The organism is Caulobacter sp. GW821-FHT10E02, from assembly GCF_059415225.1.
This window is the reverse complement of record NZ_JBWKMV010000001.1, coordinates 2,014,458-2,033,766: the sequence shown is the minus strand read 5'-3', so window position 1 is coordinate 2,033,766 and position 19,309 is coordinate 2,014,458. Positions and strand designations below refer to the sequence as shown.

10 protein-coding genes are annotated in these 19,309 nt (G+C 67.7%); 8 read left to right on the top strand and 2 right to left on the bottom strand.

Annotation, left to right across the window (positions count from 1 at the left end; all coding sequences use genetic code 11):
* The first annotated feature begins 126 nt into the window (after positions 1–126).
* From AC07NI_RS08920 to AC07NI_RS08890, 7 genes are all read left to right on the top strand, one after another.
* Positions 127–2,985, top strand: a complete 2,859-nt coding sequence (locus AC07NI_RS08920; RefSeq protein WP_494617872.1) for a TonB-dependent receptor domain-containing protein — start codon at positions 127–129, stop codon at positions 2,983–2,985.
* 63 nt (positions 2,986–3,048) lie between these two features.
* Positions 3,049–4,698 (top strand): amidohydrolase family protein, encoded by a 1,650-nt coding sequence (locus AC07NI_RS08915; RefSeq protein WP_494617870.1) that lies wholly within the window; start codon positions 3,049–3,051, stop codon positions 4,696–4,698.
* Positions 4,699–4,732: 34 nt separating this feature from the next.
* Positions 4,733–6,508: a DUF885 domain-containing protein gene (locus AC07NI_RS08910; protein WP_494617868.1), complete on the top strand. Its 1,776-nt coding sequence runs from the start codon at positions 4,733–4,735 to the stop codon at positions 6,506–6,508.
* A gap of 11 nt (positions 6,509–6,519) precedes the next feature.
* Positions 6,520–8,883, top strand: coding sequence for a beta-L-arabinofuranosidase domain-containing protein (locus tag AC07NI_RS08905; protein WP_494617866.1), 2,364 nt, complete (start codon positions 6,520–6,522; stop codon positions 8,881–8,883).
* A gap of 24 nt (positions 8,884–8,907) precedes the next feature.
* Complete coding sequence (locus AC07NI_RS08900; RefSeq protein ID WP_494617864.1) at positions 8,908–10,677, top strand: DUF885 domain-containing protein; 1,770 nt, start codon at positions 8,908–8,910, stop codon at positions 10,675–10,677.
* A gap of 34 nt (positions 10,678–10,711) precedes the next feature.
* Positions 10,712–12,493: a DUF885 domain-containing protein gene (locus tag AC07NI_RS08895; protein ID WP_494617862.1), complete on the top strand. Its 1,782-nt coding sequence runs from the start codon at positions 10,712–10,714 to the stop codon at positions 12,491–12,493.
* 45 nt (positions 12,494–12,538) lie between these two features.
* A complete protein-coding gene (locus AC07NI_RS08890; protein WP_494617860.1) occupies positions 12,539–14,128 on the top strand; it encodes a S10 family peptidase in 1,590 nt (529 codons plus the stop codon).
* A 59-nt stretch (positions 14,129–14,187) separates the two neighbouring features.
* Here the strand turns inward: AC07NI_RS08890 and AC07NI_RS08885 are convergent, their stop codons facing one another.
* Complete coding sequence (locus tag AC07NI_RS08885) at positions 14,188–16,485, bottom strand: S9 family peptidase (protein ID WP_494617857.1); 2,298 nt, start codon at positions 16,483–16,485, stop codon at positions 14,188–14,190.
* Positions 16,486–16,569: 84 nt separating this feature from the next.
* Here AC07NI_RS08885 and AC07NI_RS08880 point away from each other — a divergent pair, with 84 nt between their 5' ends.
* Positions 16,570–17,793, top strand: coding sequence for a hypothetical protein (locus tag AC07NI_RS08880; protein ID WP_494617855.1), 1,224 nt, complete (start codon positions 16,570–16,572; stop codon positions 17,791–17,793).
* On the opposite strand, the gene AC07NI_RS08875 is transcribed toward AC07NI_RS08880, so the two are convergent.
* Positions 17,774–19,252 (bottom strand): amidohydrolase family protein, encoded by a 1,479-nt coding sequence (locus AC07NI_RS08875; RefSeq protein ID WP_494617853.1) that lies wholly within the window; start codon positions 19,250–19,252, stop codon positions 17,774–17,776. The two genes, AC07NI_RS08880 and AC07NI_RS08875, sit on opposite strands and share 20 nt — an antisense overlap.
* Positions 19,253–19,309 lie beyond the last annotated feature (57 nt).

The following is a 19,309-nucleotide window of genomic DNA, read 5'->3' as shown; positions in this document are numbered from 1 at the left end:
TGAGAACTAACGGTCCGATAAATACCTAAACACTCGACCAGGATTGGGGGATTGAGCATGAGAACTAATGATCAAGGCACGAGCGTGGTTCGGAAGAATCTCCGCTCCATCGTTCTTTGTTCCAGCATGATCGGCGGCTTCCTGGCGCTCGGCGCGCCAGCGCTGGCCCAGACCCAGTCCGGCGACGCGCCCGCGACGGTCGAGGAGATCATCGTCACCGGGTCGCGCCTGCCGCGCACCGACCTGACCGCGCCCAGCCCGACCACGGTGGTCGGCGACATGGAGATCAAGCAGTCCGGCAACGTCACGCTTGAGAAGACCCTCAACCAGTTCCCGCAGCTGGCTTCGGGCAACACCTCCACTGTCAACAATGGCGGCGGCTCGGGCGTCCTGACCGCCAACCTGCGCGGCCTGGGCTCGACTCGGACCCTGGTGCTGGTCAATGGCCGGCGCTTCATCCCGGCCAACTCGGCGGCCGACGTCGACCTGGCCAGCATCCCGGACACGCTGATCGCGCGCACGGAGATCATTACCGGCGGCGCCTCGGCCGTGTATGGCTCGGACGCCATCGCCGGCGCGGTCAATTTCATCCTCAAGGACAATTTCGAGGGCTTCGAGGCCGCGGGCCAGTACGGGATCACCGACCGCGGCGACGCCAAGTCCCAGAAGCTGGACCTGACCATGGGCGCCAACCTGGACGGCGGGCGCGGCAATGTCGCCATGTCGCTGTCCTACACCAAGCAGGACCCGATCACCCAGAACGACCGCGACTTCGCCAAGGTCCCGCTGGGCGAGGTGAACGGCGCTCTGGTCTATTCGGGCTCGGGCAGCATCCCCGGCACCCGCGTGCCGCTCAGCGCCAGCCAGCGCGCGGCGCTGGTCGGCGTTAACCTGACCCCCGGCGGGACCTGCACCTCGGTCACCGGCATCCGCTTCGGCGCCGGCGGCGTGGTGCTGCCCTATTGCCAGCCGGAGGACACCTACAACTACGCGCCCTTCAATCTGCTGCAGCGTCCGCTGGAGCGCTACAACCTCTCGACCATCGGCCACTACAACCTGACGGACCACGTCACGGCCTATGCCGAGGCGTTCTTCGTCAATTCGCGCAACAACTCGATCCTGGCCCCGGACTCGTTCACGCCGGTGACGCCGGGCGCGGCCTCGTCGACCCTGCTGGTGCCCAACTACGCCACCAACGCGGCGCTGACGCCAGCCTTGCGGAAGTTCTTCGCCGACAACGCCGCGATCTTCGATCCGGCTCGCACCGGCACGGCCTCGGTGGTCGGGGGCGGACGGCGCGCCGATGAGCTGGGCACCCGCAACTCGTTCTATGAGCGCCAGTCCTACGAGATCACCACGGGCTTGCGCGGCGACTTCGACATCGCCGGGCATACGTGGCGGTGGGACGGTTTCTACCAGTACATGCGCAACCGCACCGACACCCACAACGAAGGCACGATCAACCAGACGCGCCTGAGTCAGGGTCTGGACGCCATCGTCAACGGGGCCGGCCAGGTGGTCTGCCGCAGCGGCGCCCAAGGCTGCGTGCCGGTGTCGATCTTCGGCCTGGCCTCGATCAGCCCGGCGGCCGGCAAGTTCCTGACCCCCGACCGCGACGCTCACGACATCTTCGAGCGCCAGGTGGCCGGCGGTTCGCTCAGCGGCACGCTGTTCACCCTGCCGGCCGGTCCGGTCGCCATGGCGGCCGGCGCCGAGTACCGCAAGGACCAGTACACCTCGACCCCCAGCGCCTTCGACCTGAACGGCGAATACGGGGCGGCGTCCTCGAACGCCCTGAAGGGCTCGTTCGACGTCAAGGAAGTGTTCGGCGAGCTGCGCGTGCCGATCCTGGCCGACCTGCCGTTCATCAAGTCGCTGTCAGTCGAGGGCGCGGCCCGCTACTCGGACTATTCGTCGATCGGCGGCGTATTCGCCTGGAAGGCCGGCGGCGAATACGCCCCGCTGGACTGGTTCCGGTTCCGCGGCGCCTACAACCGCGCCATCCGCGCCCCGAACATCGCCGAGCTCTATTCGGCCCGGGCCCAGGGCTTCACCGGCGGCACCGACCCATGCGCCACCGCGCAGAAGCCGACGGCCGCCCAGAAGCAGCTCTGCATCGCCCAGGGCGTGCCCGCCGCCGACATCGAGACCTTCACCCAGGCCACGCTGGGCCTGACGGTGGAGAGCGGCGGCAACCCGAACCTGACGGAAGAGAAGTCCAGCACCTTCACGATCGGGGCCGTGATCTCGCCGCCGATCATCCCGCGCCTGAACGTCACGGTCGACTACTTCAGCGTCGAGGTGAAGAACGCCATCACCACGATCAACGCCCAGCAGACGCTGAACGACTGCTTCACCAACCTCAACGCCAGCAGCGTCACCTGCCAGGCGGTCAAGCGCCTCTCCAGCGGCCAGATCGACTTCGTCCGCACCAGCAACAGCAATATCGGCCTGTTGAAGGTGCGCGGCATCGACGCCCAGGTCGACTACAAGCTGCCGCTGCCGGAAGTGCTGGAACTGGGCGGGCCGGCCAACCTGTCGCTGACCGCCGTGGCCAGCTGGCTGATGGAGCGCTCGACCCAGGTGCTGGTCAGCCAGAAGGCGCAGGACTGCGCCGGCTACTACGGCGCGGGCTGCTCCAGCGGCACCGGCGGCTTCATCACCCCGGACTTCAAGCTGAACCTGTCGGGCACCTACACCAGTGGCGACGTCACCTTGCGCCTCGGCGCGCGGATGATCGGCAAGCTGGAGCTCTATCCGACCGCGACCAACGTCGTGAAGTCGGTCGATCCCACCTGGTACGTCGACAGCTCGTTCTCGTGGAACGTGACCAAGTCGGTGAACCTGTTCGGCGGGGTCAACAACCTTTTCGACAAGCAGCCGCCGATCCTGGGCACCACCCTGGTCGGCGACGCCAACACCGACGTGTCGCTCTTCGACACGCTGGGCCGACGCTACTTCATGGGGGCGCGGCTGCGCTTCTAGATGAATACTCGGAGGGCCGCGGGCGACGCGCTCGCGGCCTTTAGACCTTGGGAGGGGGAAACGATGAAGAGACTGGCCCTGACGCTGCTGACCTCGGTGGCGGCCGTGATGATGGCGACCGCGACGATCGCGGCGCCTTTGGACGACGCGCCGTCCGTGGCGGCGGGCAAGGTCGCCGACCCGATCCCGAAGCGGACGGAAGGCATCGGTCCGTTCAACCGCGTCGTGCTGCGCAACGTCACCATGATCGACGGCACCGGCGCCCCGGCCCAGGGGCCGGTCGACATCGTCCTGGTCAACGACCGCATCGCCGAGATCCGCAGCATCGGCGCGCCCAAGGCCATCGATCCTTCGGCCCGCGCGGCCAAGGGCGACTACGAGCTGGACCTGACCGGCTACTACGTGATGCCGGGCTTCGTGGACGCCCACGTCCACCTGCACAGCCTGAACGACGCCCAGCACGTACCGTCGGACTACATCCTCAAGCTCTGGATCGCCAACGGCGTCACCTCGGTGCGCGAGGTGGGCTCCAGCCGGCCGATCGAGTGGCTGGCCGACATCAAGGCCCGCAGCGCCCGCAACGAGATCGTCGCGCCGCGCATCGACATCTATCCGTTCTTCCACAAGATCCGGAACACGCCAGTCAACGATCCCGTCCAGGCGCGCCTCGCCGTGCAGGAAGCCAAGGCGCGCGGCGCCGACGGCATCAAGTTCATCGGCGGCTCCGAGGACGTGCTGTTCGCCGCCATCGAGGAAGCCCACAAGCTGGGGCTCCACACCACCATGCACCACGCCCAGCCCAGCGTGGCCTACGCCAACGTGCTGACCACCTCGGCCCACGGGCTGGAGTCGATGGAGCACTGGTACGGCCTGCCCGAGGCGATGTTCACCGACAAGCGCCTGCAGCGCTGGCCCAACGACTTCGTCAACAACGACGAGCAGGACCGCTTCGGCGAGTCCGGCCGCCTGTGGGCTCAGACCGCCGCGCCGGGCTCGGCCAAGTGGGAAGAGGTCATGCAGACCCTGCTGGACCGCAAGTTCACGCTAGACCCGACCTTCACCGCCTATCTGGCCAGCCGCGACCTGATGCGGATGAGCCGCGCCACCTGGCACGACGACTACACCATGCCGGCGCTGTGGGACTACTACCGCCCCAGCCGCGTCAATCACGGCTCGTACTGGTTCGACTGGACCACCGAGGACGAGGTCGCCTGGAAGGACAACTACCGCCTCTGGATGCAGTTCGTGAACGAGTACAAGAACCGCGGCGGGCGCGTCACGGTCGGCAGCGACAGCGGCTACATCTACAACCTCTATGGCTTCGGCTACATCCAGGAGATGGAGCTGCTGCGCGAGGCCGGCTTCTCGCCGCTGGAAGTGATCCATTCGGCCACCCAGGAAGGCGCGCGCCTGCTGGGCCACGAAGACCAGGTCGGCACCATCCGCGTGGGTCGCAAGGCCGACCTCGTGGTGGTCCAGGGCAATCCGCTGGCCAACATGAAGCTCCTGTTCGGCACCGGCTCGCTGCACCTCAACGACGACACTGGCAAGGTCGAGCGCGTCGGCGGCGTGGCTTGGACCATCAAGGACGGCATCCTCTACGACGCCCGCAAGCTGCGCGAGGAGATCCGCCAGTCGGTTCTCAAGGAAAAGGCCGCGCGCGGGATGCCCGCCGGTCCGATGCCGATCGAAGCAATCGACCTGACACACTGATTTTCCATGGTTCGCGTGAAGTGGGAGTAGGGGCATGAACAAGGGTTCGATGATCGCGGCGCTGCTGGCCGCGACGGTGCTGGCGGGGGCGGGTCATGCCGCCGCCCAGGTGTCCGCCGCCGATACGCAGCTGAAGGCGCTGTACGAGCGGGAATGGGCCTGGCGACAGAATGAGCTGGGCCGGGTCCGCGACGAGACCGGCCGCTGGGGCGACGGCGCCGACCATCTGCCCAAGGTGGACGCCAAGAGCCAGGCCGCGCGCCTGACCTACTGGACCGCCGTTCTGGCCGAGCTGGACAAGATCCCGGTCGCCCAGCTGTCGCCGGAAGAGAAGATCAACGGCGAGATCTTCCGCGCCTCGGTGAAGTCGCTGGCCGACAACGCCCGCTTCAAGACCTATGAGGCCCCGTTCAACGCCGACACCTTCTTCTGGTCGGGCCTGGCCCCGCGTGGCGCTTTGAAGACGGCCAAGGACTACCGCAACTACATCGCCCGGATGCGCGACATCCCGCGCTATTTCGACGAGCAGACCGCCAACATGCGGGCCGGCCTGAAGCGCGGCTACAGCGTGCCGCGCGTGGTGGTCACCGGCCGTGACAAGACCATGGAGCCCAACCTTTCGACGGGGGCGGACAACCCGTTCCTGGCCCCGTTCGCGACCATGCCGGCCTCGATCCCGGCCGAGGAGCAGGCCGCTCTCAAGGCCGAGGGGCAGCAGGTGCTCACCCAGTCGGTGATCCCGGCCTATACGAAGCTACTGGCCTTTATCCACGACGAGTACATGAAGCAGGCCCGCACGACCCTGGCGGCCGAGGCCGAGCCGGACGGCAAGGCCTTCTACCAGTCGCAGATCGAGGGCTTCACGACCCTGAAGCTGACGCCCGAGCAGATCCACAAGATCGGCCTGGAGGAGGTCGCCCGGATCAGCGCCGAGATGGAGGCGGTCAAGGCCCAGACCGGCTTCAAGGGCACGATGCCGGAGTTCCTGAAGTTCCTGCGCACCGACCCGCAGTTCTATCCGAAGACGCCCAAGGAGCTGCTATCGTTCTCGGCCTATGTGGCCAAGCGCGTGGACGGCAAGCTGGCTGACACCATCGGCTTCCTGCCGCGCCGGCGCTTCGCGATCCTGCCCGTGCCGCCGGCCCTGGCGCCGATCTACACCGGCGGTCGCGGCGGCCTCGACAGCTGCCTGATGAACACCTACGACCTGCCGTCGCGGCCGCTGTACACCTTGACCGCCCTGACCCTGCACGAGTGCAATCCGGGCCACGCCTTCCAGGCCGCCGTGGCGGCCGAGGCCAAGGGCCGCCCCGACTTCCGCCGGCAGACCTCGTTCTCGGGCTATGGCGAGGGCTGGGCGCTCTACATGGAGTGGCTGGGCACCAAGATGGGCGTCTACGACACGCCCTATGAGAACTTCGGCCGGCTGTCCTACGAGATCTGGCGCGCCAGCCGCCTGGTGATCGACACCGGCATCCACCACGACGGCTGGACCCGCGAGCAGGCCCAGCAATATCTGCGCGACCATACCGCGCTGTCCGAGCACGAGATCGAGACCGAGATCGACCGCTACATCGCCTGGCCCGGCCAGGCCGTGGCCTACAAGCTGGGCGAGATGGTGATCCGCAAGAAGCGCGCGGAGGCCGAGGCCAAGCTGGGCGCCAAGTTCGACCAGCGCGACTTCCACGACGCCATCCTGGCGCTGGGGTCCGTGCCGCTGTCGACCCTGGAAGAGCGCCTCGACCAGTTCATCGCCGATGGCGGGGTCAATCCGCCCGGCTTCAACCCGGCCTTGCCTGAGACCAAGTAGGGGCGGGGCGCGTGGAGTTGATCGATCGTCGCATGTTGCTGGCGCTGGCCGGTGCGGCCGCCTCGGCCCCGTCGCTGCTGAGCGCCGCGCCGCTGGCCCCGCTGGGGCCGGCCAGCCCGCTGCCGTTGTCCGACGTGCGGCTGCTGGACTCGCCGTGGCTGACGGCGGTGGAGGCTAACCAACGCTATCTCCACGCCTTGGAGCCCGACCGGCTGCTGCACAACTTCCGCACCAGCGCCGGGCTGGAGCCGAAGGGCGCGGTCTATGGCGGCTGGGAGAGCGACACGATCGCCGGCCACACCCTGGGCCACTATCTGACGGCCCTGTCGCTGATGTACGCCCAGACCGGCGACGCCGAGTGCAAGCAGCGGGTCGACTACATCGTCGGCGAGCTGGCGGTGGTCCAGGCCAAGCAGGGCGACGGCTACGTGGCCGGCTTCACCCGTAAGCGCGGCGACATCGTCGAGGACGGCAAGGCGATCTTCCCCGAGCTGATCGCCGGCGACATCCGCTCGATGGGCTTCGATCTGAACGGCTGCTGGGTGCCGTTCTACAACTGGCACAAGCTGTTCGCCGGCCTGTTCGACGCCCAGCTCTATTGCGACAACCAGCAGGCCCTGAAGGTCGCCGTGGCCCTGGGCGGCTATATCGACGGCGTCTTCGCCAAGCTCACCGACGCCCAGGTGCAGACGGTGCTGGACTGCGAGCACGGTGGCATCAACGAGAGCTTCGCCGAGCTCTACGCCCGCACCCGCGACCCGCGCTGGCTGGACCTGGCCGAGCGCCTGCATCACGCCAAGGTCCTGGACCCGCTGGCCCAGCGTCGCGACTCTCTGCCGTGGATCCACGCCAACACCCAGATCCCCAAGATCATCGGCCTGGCGCGGCTGCACGAGCTGACCGGCAGGGCCGACCAGGCGGTGGCGGCGCACTTCTTCTGGGAGACGGTGACCCGCGACTACAGCTACGTGATCGGCGGCAACGCCGACCGCGAGTACTTCACCGCGCCCCGCACCATCTCGCGGCACATCACCGAGCAGACCTGCGAGAGCTGCAACACCTACAACATGCTGAAGCTGACCCGGCATCTCTATGGCTGGCAGCCGCGTGCGGCGATGTTCGACTATTACGAGCGCGCCCACCTCAACCACATCCTGGCCCACCAGGACCCGGCGACCGGCATGTTCGCCTACATGGTCCCGCTGATGTCGGGCTCGGCGCGCAAGTTCTCGCGGCCGTTCGACGACTTCTGGTGCTGCGTGGGCTCAGGCATGGAGAGCCACGCCAAGCATGGTGACTCCATCTGGTGGCGCAGCGGCGACACCCTGCTGGTCAATCTCTACATCCCCTCGACCGCCCGCTGGGCCGAGCAGGGGGCGAGGCTCCGGATGGAGACCGCCTATCCGTTCGGCGAGCGGATCGAGATCGTGGTCGACGACCTGGACGGCGCGAAGGAATTCGGCGTCGCCCTGCGCATGCCCGGCTGGTGCCAGGGCGCGAAGGTCAGCGTCAACGGCGAGGCGATGTCGGCCGGCCCGGCTGGCGACTACACAGTCCTGCGCCGCACTTGGCGCAAGGGCGACCGCATCGCGCTGGACCTGCCCATGAAGCTGCGGACCGAGCCGACCAACGACGACTCCTCGGTGCTGGCCGTGTTGAAGGGGCCGGTGGTCCTGGCCGCCGACCTGGGACCATCCAGCCAGCCCTATGACGGGCCGGCTCCGGCGCTGGTCGCGCGTGATCCGCTGACGGGCTTCGTTCCCGTCGAGCCGGCGCTGGGCCAGTACCGGACCAAGGGCATCGGCAAGCCCGCCGACCTGTCGTTCGCACCGTTCTACCAGCAGCGCGACCGTCGCACGGCCGTCTATTTCGCGACCTTCGACGAGGCCGGCTGGAAGGCGCAGCAGGTCGCCTACGCCGCCGAGCAGGCGCGATTGCAGGACCTGGCGCGGCGGTCGGTGGACGTCATGCACCTGGGCGAAATGCAGGCCGAGCGCGACCACGGTCTGACCGCCAAGAACAGCTATGCGGTCACCTATCGCGGCCGCCACGGGCGCGACGCGCGCACCTTCGGCTTCTTCGAATACAAGGCCGCGGTGAAGCCGGGACCGCTGATCCTGCAAGCCACTTTTTGGGGTGAGGAGCGAAACAAGCGCTTCGACATCCTGATCGATGGCGTCCGCATCGCGACCCAGGCGCTGACCGGTCAGCATCCGGGCGATTTCTTCGATGTCGACTATCCGATCCCGCAAGAATTGACCCGGGGCAAGGAAAGCGTGACCGTGCGCTTCCAGCCCGCCGACGACACGACCCGCTGTGGTCCGGTCTTCGGCGTGCGGGTCTATGCGCCGGCGGGGTCTTCAAGAACAACCTGACCAGGGCATGGGGAGGAGGGGCGTATGAAAAGAGTTTCCGGAGTGGTGATCTCGCTGGCGCTAGCGGGCCAGCCGATGCTGGCGCACGCGCAAGTGGCTAGGTCGACGGCGAAGCCGGCGGCTACCGCCACCAGCGCCGACGCGCGCCTCAAGGCCCTCTACGACGCCGAGTGGAACTGGCGCGCCAAGGAGTTCGGCCGCGACGCCGACGACGAGGGCGGCGGCTTGGGCGATAGCCTGCCGCATGTCGACGCGGCCAGCCAGCAGCGCCGCCTGGCCTACTGGACCAACGCGCTGGCCCAACTCGACAAGATCCCCGTCGCCCAGCTGTCGCCCGAGGAGAAGGTCAACGCCGCGGTGTTCCGCACCGCGCTGGAGGCCTTCGTCAGCCAGATCAAGTTCAAGGAGTACGAGGACCCGTTCGGCTTCTGGACCTGGATGGCCCCGCGCGCCGGCTTTGGGACCGTCGCCGAATACCGCGCCTATCTCGGCCGCTTGCGCGACATGCCGCGCTATGTCGACGAGCAGATCGTCAACATGAAGGCCGGGCAGGCGCGAGGCTTCACCAAGGCCAGGGCCTCGATCGAGGGACGCTACACCACGATCGCGCCGCTGGCGGCCGGCGATCCGGCGGCCAATCCGTTCTTCGGCCCGTTCGCCAACATGCCGTCGTCGATCCCGGCCGGCGAGCGCGACAAGCTGATGGAGGAGGGCAGGGCGGCCGTCACCGGCAGCGCCGCGCCGGCCTTCGGCAAGCTGCTGGCCTATGTGCGCGACGACTACATCCCGCACGCGCGGACCAACACCGCCGCCGAGAGCCTGCCGGACGGCAAGGCCTTCTACCAGGCCAAGATCCGCGAATACACGACCACCGACCTGACCGCCGACCAGATCCACCAGATCGGCCTGAAGGAGGTGGCGCGCATCGACGCCGACATGCAGGCGACGATGAAGCAGGCTGGCTGGACCGGAGACTTCCAGGGCTTCCTGAAGTACCTGAAGACCGACCCGCAGTTCTACGCCAAGACGCCCTACGAGCTGATCGCCAAGTCGGCTTATGTGGCCAACAAGGCCAATGGCCAGCTGAAGTTCACGATCGGTTTGCTGCCCCGCTACCGCTTCACCATCGTGCCGACCCCAGCGGCGATCGCGCCGTTCGGGACGGGTGGCAATGGCGGCCTCGAGAGCTGCCTGATGAACACCTACAACCTGCCGGCCCGGCCGCTCTACACCATCCCGCCGCTGACCCTGCACGAGTGCGTGCCGGGCCACAGCTTCCAGGCGGCCCTGGCGCTGGAGGGGCCCAATCGCCCGGCGATCCGCAAGCGCACCTACTTCTCCGGCTATGGCGAGGGCTGGGCGCTCTACATGGAGTGGCTCGGGACCAAGATGGGCGTCTACGAGACGCCCTATGACGAGTTCGGCCGCGAGACCTACGAGATGTGGCGCGCCGCCCGCCTCGTCGTCGACACCGGCCTGCACCACATGGGCTGGTCGCGTCAGCAGGCGCTGGACTACCTCTCCAGCCACACCGCGCTGTCGGACCACGAGGTCACCATCGAGGTCGATCGCTACATCAACGATCCGGGCCAGGCCCTGGCCTACAAGCTGGGCGAGATGCTGATCCGTCGCAAGCGCGCCGAGGCGGAAGCAAAGCTGGGCGCGAATTTCGACCAGCGCTGGTTCCACGACACGATCCTGGGCCTGGGCTCGGTGCCGCTGCCGACCCTGGAGAAAGCCATCGACGACTGGATCGCCGGCGGCGGCAAGAACCCCAACCCGACCAAATCCTGATCCCACCTTTCCAAGTTTTGGATGGAGACTTCCCTTGTTCGTTCGGTCCCTGATGCTCGTTTCCGCCCTGGCCCTGATGGCCGGGGCTCCGGCCGTTTCGCTGGCCCAGACCGCCGCCCCGACGGCGGCTACGGCCACCGACGCCGACAGCCGCCTGAAGGCGCTCTATGACACCGAGTGGGCCTGGCGGCAGAAGGAGTTCGGGCGCCTGGCCAGCGACGCGCCGTTCAGCGGCGGCGCGGGCCAGCTGCAGCATGTCGACGCGGCCACCCAGGAGGCCCGCCTGGCCTACTGGACCAAGACCCTGGCCGAGCTGAACAAGATCCCCGTCGACCAGTTGTCGCCCGAGGAGAAGATCAACGCGGCGGTTTTCCGCACCAGCCTCGAGGCCTTCGTCGCCCAGGGCAAGTACCGGACCTGGGAAGCGCCGTTCAACGCCGACAGCCAGTTCTGGTCGGGCCTGGCCGCGCGCAGCAGCTATTCCAGCGCCGAAGGCTATCGCCGCTACATCGGCCGCATGCGCGACGTGCCGCGCTATTTCGACGAGCAGATCGCCAACATGAAGGCCGGCGTGGCCCGCGGCTACACCGTGCCACGCGAGGCCCTGAGCGGTCGCGACGCCACCATCGCCGCCTTCACCGACACCGATCCGGCCAAGAACGGCTTCTACGAGGCCTTCGCCAACATGCCCGCGTCGATCCCGGCCGAGGAGCAGGAGAAGCTGCGGGCCGAGGCCAAGCAGGTGATCGCCCAGTCGGTGGCCCCGGCCTACGCCAAGCTGCTGGCCTATTACCGCACCGAGTACCTGCCCAAGGCCCGCAAGACGATCGCCGCCGAGGCCCTGCCGGACGGCAAGGCCTACTACCAGGCGCAGATCAAGGAGTTCACGACCACCGACCTGACCGCCGAGCAGATCCACCAGATCGGCCTGTCGGAGGTCGCCCGCATCTCGGCCGAGATGGAGAAGGTCAAGGAGCAGAGCGGCTTCAAGGGCGACATGCCCGCCTTCCTGAAGTTCCTGCGCACCGACCCGCAGTTCTACGCCAAGACCCCCGACGAGCTGCTGGGCGTGTCGGCCTATGTGACCAAGCGCGTGGACGGCCAGCTGAAGAACACCATCGGCCTGCTGCCCCGCTACCGCTTCACGATCGTGCCGGTGCCGGCGGCGATCGCGCCGTACTACACGTCCGGTCGTGGCGGGCTCGAGTCCTGCCAGATGAACACCTACGACCTGCCGTCGCGGCCGCTGTACCAGATCCCGGCCCTGACCCTGCACGAGTGCAATCCGGGCCACAGCTTCCAGGCCGCTGTGGCCCTGGAGCAGACCGGCCGGCCGGCCTTCCGCAAGCAGACCTACTTCTCGGGCTACGGCGAGGGCTGGGCGCTCTACATGGAGTGGCTGGGCACCAAGATGGGCATCTACCGCACGCCCTATGAGGACTTCGGCCGCCTGTCGTTCGAGATGTGGCGGGCCGCGCGCCTGGTCATCGACACCGGCATCCATCACGACGGCTGGACCCGCCAGCAGGCCATCGACTACCTGGCCAGCCACACCGCCCTGGCCCAGCACGACATCGAGACCGAGGTCGACCGCTACATCAGCTGGCCCGGCCAGGCCCTGGCCTACAAGCTGGGCGAGCTGAGCATCCGCAAGAAGCGCGCGGAAGCCGAGGCCAAGCTGGGTCCCAAGTTCGACCAGCGCAAGTTCCACGACGTCATCCTGGCGCTCGGCTCGGTGCCGCTGCCGGTGCTGGAAGCGCGCCTCGACCAGTACATCGCCGACGGCGGGCAGAGCCCGACCACGCCGGCGTCCTAAGACCTCCCCGCAGTCCAGAAAACCGTATTCCACCTGGAGAATTTGATGCGTGCGTATCCTCTCGTAGCCGCCCTGGGCCTCGCCGCCCTGACGGCGCAACCCGTCCTGGCCCAGGAGAAGCCTCCCGCCGTCGAGGCCCCGGCCAAGGGTCCCGAAAAGGCCGGCAAGGCCGACGCCCCGGACTTGGCCCAGGCCACCGCCGAAGAAGACGCCCAGCCCAAGCGCGGCTCGGTCACGGTCGCCGGCAAGGTCATCGGCTACACCGTCACCCCCGGCACCGTCGTCATCCGCAACGACGACGGCGAGGCCATCGCCTCGATGTTCTACGTCGCCTATGTCGCCGACCGTCCGAAGGGTTCGGCGCCGCGTCCGATCACCTTCACCTATAACGGCGGCCCGGGCTCCTCGAGCATGTGGCTGCACATGGGCTCGATCGGTCCCGTCCACGTCGAGACCCCGCTGGTCGATGTCGCCGCCCCGGCGCCGTACAGGATCACCGAGAACCACGAGACGATGCTGGACAAGACCGACATCGTCTTCATCGACGCCATCGGCACCGGCCTGTCGCGCCCGATCGGCAAGTCGAAGGGGCCGGAGTTCTACGGCGTCGACCAGGACATCGACGCCTTCGCGCGCGGCATCATGCGCTACCTGACGATCAACGACCGCTGGGACAGCCCCAAGTTCCTGTTCGGCGAAAGCTACGGCACCCTGCGCTCGGCGGGCCTCGTGCACGCTCTTCAAGAGCGTGGCGTGCAGATGAACGGCGTGGTGCTGCTGTCGTCGATCCTGAACTACGGCGTCCGTCAGCCGGGCTTCGACCAGATCTTCGTCACCTACCTGCCCAGCTACGCGGCCACGGCCTGGTACCACAACCGCCTGCAGAACCGCCCGGCGGCGCTGGAACCGTTCCTGACCGAGGTGCGCGAGTGGGCGCGCGGTCCCTACGCCACGGCCATGGCCAAGGGCTCGGACCTCAGCGACGCCGAACGCGCCGCCATCGCCAAGCAGATGAGCGCCTATACGGGCCTGTCGGAGAAGTTCCTGCTCAGCGTCGACCTGCGCGTCGAGCTTGGCCGGTTCCGCAAGGAGCTGCTGCGTGACCAGGCCCGCACGGTCGGCCGCCTGGACTCGCGCTTCAAGGGCATCGACGTCGACGCCGGCGGCGACGGCCCCGAATACGACGCCACCGACACCTCGATCAGCGGGGCCTATATCGGCGCGCTGAACAAGTACCTGTTCGGCACGCTGGGCTATAAGACCAAGCTCAGCTACCGCCCGAACTACTACGCCCAGATCGGCGGCGGGAAGTGGGACCAGAAGCACAAGGCCCCGGGCGGTCGCGGTGGCGGCGGCCAGATGGCCCTGGCCGACACGGCCCTCGACCTGTCGATGGCCATGCGCCAGAACCCGAAGCTGAAGGTGCTGTCGCTGAACGGCTACTACGACATGGCCACGCCGTTCTTCGGCGCCGAGTACGATCTCAAGCACATGCAGATCGACCCGACCCTGCAGAAGAACCTGAGCTACAAGTACTACGAGTCCGGGCACATGGTTTACATCAACCCGGCGGTGACGACGCAGTTCAAGAAGGACCTGGACGGGTTCTACGACAGCGCCGCCCAGGCCAACTAAGCTTCATCTAGGCTAGCTGAAGAGGCTCCCGATCAGGCCGATCGGGAGCCTCTTTTCGTTCAGCGCGCCGCCACCGGCGTGACCATCGAGCGGGCGTTCCAGTTCGGCGGCTCCTGGCCGGCCAAGTGGCGCAGGAAGAACTCGAACTCCTTGCGCTGGCCGTAGTCGATCGGGCCCGTCGAGCGGCCGACCGAGTGGCCTTCGCCCGGCATGACCAGCAGGTCGAACTCCTTGTCCGCCTTGATCAGGGCGTCGACCACCTGCATCGTCGAGGCCGGGTCGACGTTCTTGTCCTGCTCGCCGACGATCATCAGCAGCTTGCCTTGCAGCCGCCAGGCGTTGTCGATGGCCGAGGCGGCCGAATAGCTCTGGTCGACCGGCCAGCCCAGCCACTGTTCGTTCCAGCTGATCTTGTCCATGCGGTTGTCGTAGCAGCCGGCGAAGGCCACCCCGACCTTGTAGATTTCCGGATGGTAGAGCAGGGCCAGCGCCGTCGACTGGCCGCCGGCCGAGCCGCCATAGATGCCGACGCGGCTGGCGTCGTACCAGGGATACTTCGCGGCGGCGGCCTTGTGCCAGAGGATGCGGTCGGGGAACCCGGAGTCGGCCAGGTTCTTCCAGGCCACGTCGTGGAAGGCCTTCGAGCGGTTCAGCGTGCCCATGCCGTCGATCTGCACGACGATGAAACCCAGGTCCGCCAGCGATTGCATGCCCGTCACCTTGTCGCCGCCCGCGTGATAGCCGAACGGCCACCAGGTCTTGGGCACGAAGCTGGAATGGGGGCCGGCATAGATGTTCTCGATCACCGGATAGCGCTTGGCCGGATCGAAATTGGTCGGGCGGACGATCAGGCCGTAGATGTCGGTCTTGCCGTCGCGGCCCTTGGCGACGAAGGGCTCGGGCGGCTTGAAGCCGGCGGCGACCAGCTGGCTGATGTCGGGCTTTTCCAGCGTGGCGACCAGGCTCTGGTCGCTGGTGCGGCGCAGCTCCGAGACCGGCGGCAGGTCGACCCGCGAATAGGTGTCGACATAGAGGCTCCCATCCGGCGACAGCGCCACGTCGTGATAGGCGTCGGCGGTGGTCAGGGCGGTCAGGCCCTTGCCGTCGAAGCCAATGCGGTAGACCTGCTGGAAGTAGGGGTCTTGCCCCGCGACCATGCCGCCGGCGGCGAAGTAGATCTGCCGCTTGGCCTCGTCGACCTTCAGCACCTGGCGCACTACCCACGGGCCCTTGGTGATCTGGGTCTTCACCGCGCCGGTCTTGCCGTCGAACAGGTAGAGGTGGTTCCAGCCGTCGCGCTCGGACATCCAGATGACCTCGCGGCCGTTGTCGATGTCCTGTCGGAAGCGGCGGCCCTCGTTGATGAAAGTCTTGGCCGCCTCGGTGACCACGGCGCGCGGCGCGCCAGTCTTGGCGTCGATCTCGACCACGCGGGCCAGCTGGTGGCCGCGCTGCTCGTAGATGAATGACACCGTGGCGCTGTCCTTGCGCCATTCCAGCTTGGAGAGGTCGTAGGGATTGGCGAACAGGTCGCCGGGCGTGGCCAGCTGCTTGCCCTCGGCCGCCAGGAAGACGACCGGCTGCTCGATGTCCACCGCGTCGCCGGGCTTGGGATAGAGCTGGGTCTGGAGCTTGGGCTGCACCTGGTCGGCGGGGCTGCTCTCGACGCGGGTGACGATGCGGCGGAAGCCGGGGCGCACGCGGTAGGCGGCCAGCTTGGCGCTGTCCGGCGACCAGACGATCGATTCCGGATCGTAGAAGTTGGCGTCCGAGCCGTCGGTGCTGATCCGCTTCCAGGCGCCGCCGACCGGGCGCACGGCGATGTTGAAGTTCTCGACATGCGCCTCCCACTTCCCGTCGGGCGAGCGGCGCGGGGGATTGGCGGCGGGGACGGAAAGGTCGCGCACGACGCCGAAGCCGCTGGGGCGGCCCTGCCGGGGCGCCTCGGCGCAGGTGTAGTCCGTCAGCGTGCAGCGCCAGCCCGCCTCGTTGAACGAGAAGCGGATCGCCGCGCCGTTGTCGGCGAAGGTGAAGCTCTCGAACGGTAGCCGCAGCGGGTCGTAGGCGGTGTTCGTCGCCTTGCCGAGGCCCGCGGCGATGCGGGCCTGGTCGAAGCTCGCCGTCTTGGCCCCGCTCTTGACGTCATAGGTGACGAAGGCGAAGCCGCCCTCGACGGTCTTGCGGTAGAAGAGCTTGTCATCGCCCGACCAGGCGGCCGGATCGGCGACGTCGCGCGTCAGGTACATCAGCTTCTCGCGCAGGTGCAGCGAGTGGGCCATGTCCTCGGCCGTCACCTGGGCGAGAGCAGGCGTTGCCGTCAGGGCCAACGCCAGTACGATCAATCCGCCAGTCCGCATGTACAGTCCCCAAAGCGCTACCGCTGTTATCGTATTATGTATACGTTGGCAGGGCTCATCGTGAAGCCAAAGGGGAGGGGAAAGATGTCGGTATTTCGCAAGGCGCTGGCCGGGACGGCTCTGACGCTGCTGCTGGCGGGCCCGCTGCACGCCCAGACGGCGGCGACGCCGCCGCAACAGACCGAGTCCGACGGCTACACCCGCTATGAGCTGCTTGGCCCGGGCAGCCACAAGTTCCGCATCGTCTACGAGATCACCGCCAGCTCGTCCGGCGCGACCGCCTACTACAACCCCATCCGGCCCGGCAGCGTCGCCACCGACGAGAGCGTCAACGACCGCGCCACCGGCAAGCCGTTGAAGTTCGACGTCGTGCCCGGCGACGTGGCCAAGGCCGGCGGCGTGCGCGGCGCGACCCCGGATGGCAGCTACATCCGCGTCGAACTGGCTCATCCGGTGCCGGCCGACGGCGGCGAGGGCCGGGTGCTGATCGACAAGACCTACGAGGACGCCAAGAGCTACTACCAGGACGGCGAGATGATCGTCTTCGACCGGCCGCTGGGCGTGAAGCGCAACGCGGTGGTGCTGCCGGCGGGCTACGAGCTGGTGTCCTGCAACTACCCGGCCCAGGTGCTGCAAGAAGCAGACGGCCGCATCAAGATCGCCTTCTGGAACAACACCCCGGCCCAGGCGCCGCTGATCATCAAGGCCAAGCCCTCGCCGAACCTGAAAGCCGGCGCCTCGTCGCAGGCCAAGGAGTTCGACGAGCGCGCCTACCAGAACCGCGAGATCATGTACTTCCTGCAGCCGCCGGAAACCCACAGCTTCGATCTCTATCACGACTACACCGAGACCCGTCCGGGCGTGGGCGTCTACGTCAACATCGTGCGGGCCGGCAGCGCGGCGTCCAAGCCCTCGGCGCGCAACCTCGACACCGGCGCGGCCCTGAAGTGGGAGATGCTGAAGGGGGATGCCATCCTGAAGGCCGCGCCCGACGAGAAGGGCGTGAAGCCGGAGACAGAGGCCATCGTCTTTCACTTCGATCCGGTGAAGCCCGGCCAGAGCGCCCGTCTGCGCTTCAGCGAGACCTATACCGACGCCGAGCGCTACAAGCTAGTCGGCGACGAGCTGGTCTGGCGGCGCTCGTTTGGCAGGCCGCTGAACACCGTGGTGCTGCCCGCCGGCTGGGTGCTGACCAACAGCTCGGTCCCGGCGACGGTCAAGACCATGGCCGACGGCCGCGTCCAGCTGGAGTTCATCAACCCGCGCGTCGACCAGATCGACACCATCATCACGGCGCGGCGGCGCTAGCCTTGCCATAGAAGACCGGCCGCTCGGGAAGGGTGGCCGGATCGACCCAGCGGCCCTGGGCGACGACGCTGTCGATCTTCTCGATGTTGTGGATGTCGGCCAGCGGATCGGCCGACAGCAGCACCATGTCGGCGATCTTGCCGGGCGCGATCGTGCCCAGGTCGTTGGACATCGCCGCGGCCGCCGCGCCGTTCTTGGTCGCCGCCACGATCGCCTGCATCGGCGTCAGGCCCAGCTCCACGAAGCCCTCGATGGCGCGCAGGGTGCCGATGCCGGGCTCGGCCGCGTCGGGCTTGGGCGTGCGGCGAAACTCCGGCGCGTCGCCGAAGAAGGCGTCGGTGGCGGGCGTCACCCGGCAACCGGCCTTGACCAGCCGCTCGGCGTTGCGGCGCTGGACGTCCTCGTTGTCGCCCAACTGGTCGAGCCGCCGCCACCGCTCGGCGCTGGTGGTCGCGGCCGGCAGCTTGTCGATCTTGGCCTGGGCCTCGGCGCGTTGAGCCAGGTGCTTCTGGCGGGCCGCGCCGGTGATCATATTGGCGCGCATGCCGCACAGGACGTTCTTTTCGACGATCAGCTGGATCAGGTCGTCGGGCAGGTCGCGGCTCATCAGTTCGGGATGCTGGATCAGGTCGATGCCGGCCTCGACGGCCAGGCGCAGGCCCTCGGAGCTGGTGGCATGGGTCTCGACCGGCTTGCCGCGCTTATGGGCCTCGGCGACGATCACCGCCTGCTGGCGGGGCGAGAAGCCGATCAGCGACGGCCGGATGAAGTGGCTGGTGCCGCCGTATTTGATGAAGTCCACGCCCTTGTCGAGATAGCGGTTCATGGCGACCCGCAGCTCATCCGGGGTCATGTCCATGATCTCCTCGCCCATGTCCTGGGCCAGCAGGTCGTTCCACTGCTCCTGGAACACTGACAGGTCGCTGTCCTTGGTCAGCGAGAACGACAGCGAGAACGGGCCGCTCCAGCCCAGGATGTTGCCGGCCGCCTTGATCCGCGCCCCGACCGCCTCGCCGCGATCGATCCGGTCGCGCACCGCCAGGGTCGGCGGCAGGACGCCATAGCTGTCGCGCACCGTGGTGACGCCGTACTTGAGGGCCCGCTGGGCGAACTCCAGCGCCAGCTCCTCGCCGCGATCGGCGTATTTCAGCGAGGTGTCGCGCCGCGCCGGCGTGCCGTAGACCGAGACGTGGGCGTTGCTGTCGACGAAGCCGGGCAGCAGATAGCGGCCCTTGCCGTCGATGACCCGCACCTTCTTCGGCGACTTGGCGGGTGCATCGCCGATCGAGACGATGCGGCCGTTCTCGATCCGGACGGCGGCGCTGGGTCGGGGCGCAGCGCCCGTGCCGTCGATCACCGTGACGTTGGTGATCAGCAGGGGCTCAGGCGGCTTGGGCGCGGCCTGCGCCGAGAACCCCGCCAGCCAGACGGCCAGCCCGATCGTCCATCCACGCACCATGGTCCGCCCTCGTGCTCCCAGAACACAGGACTGTATACGGTATCAGATTGCGTGCAA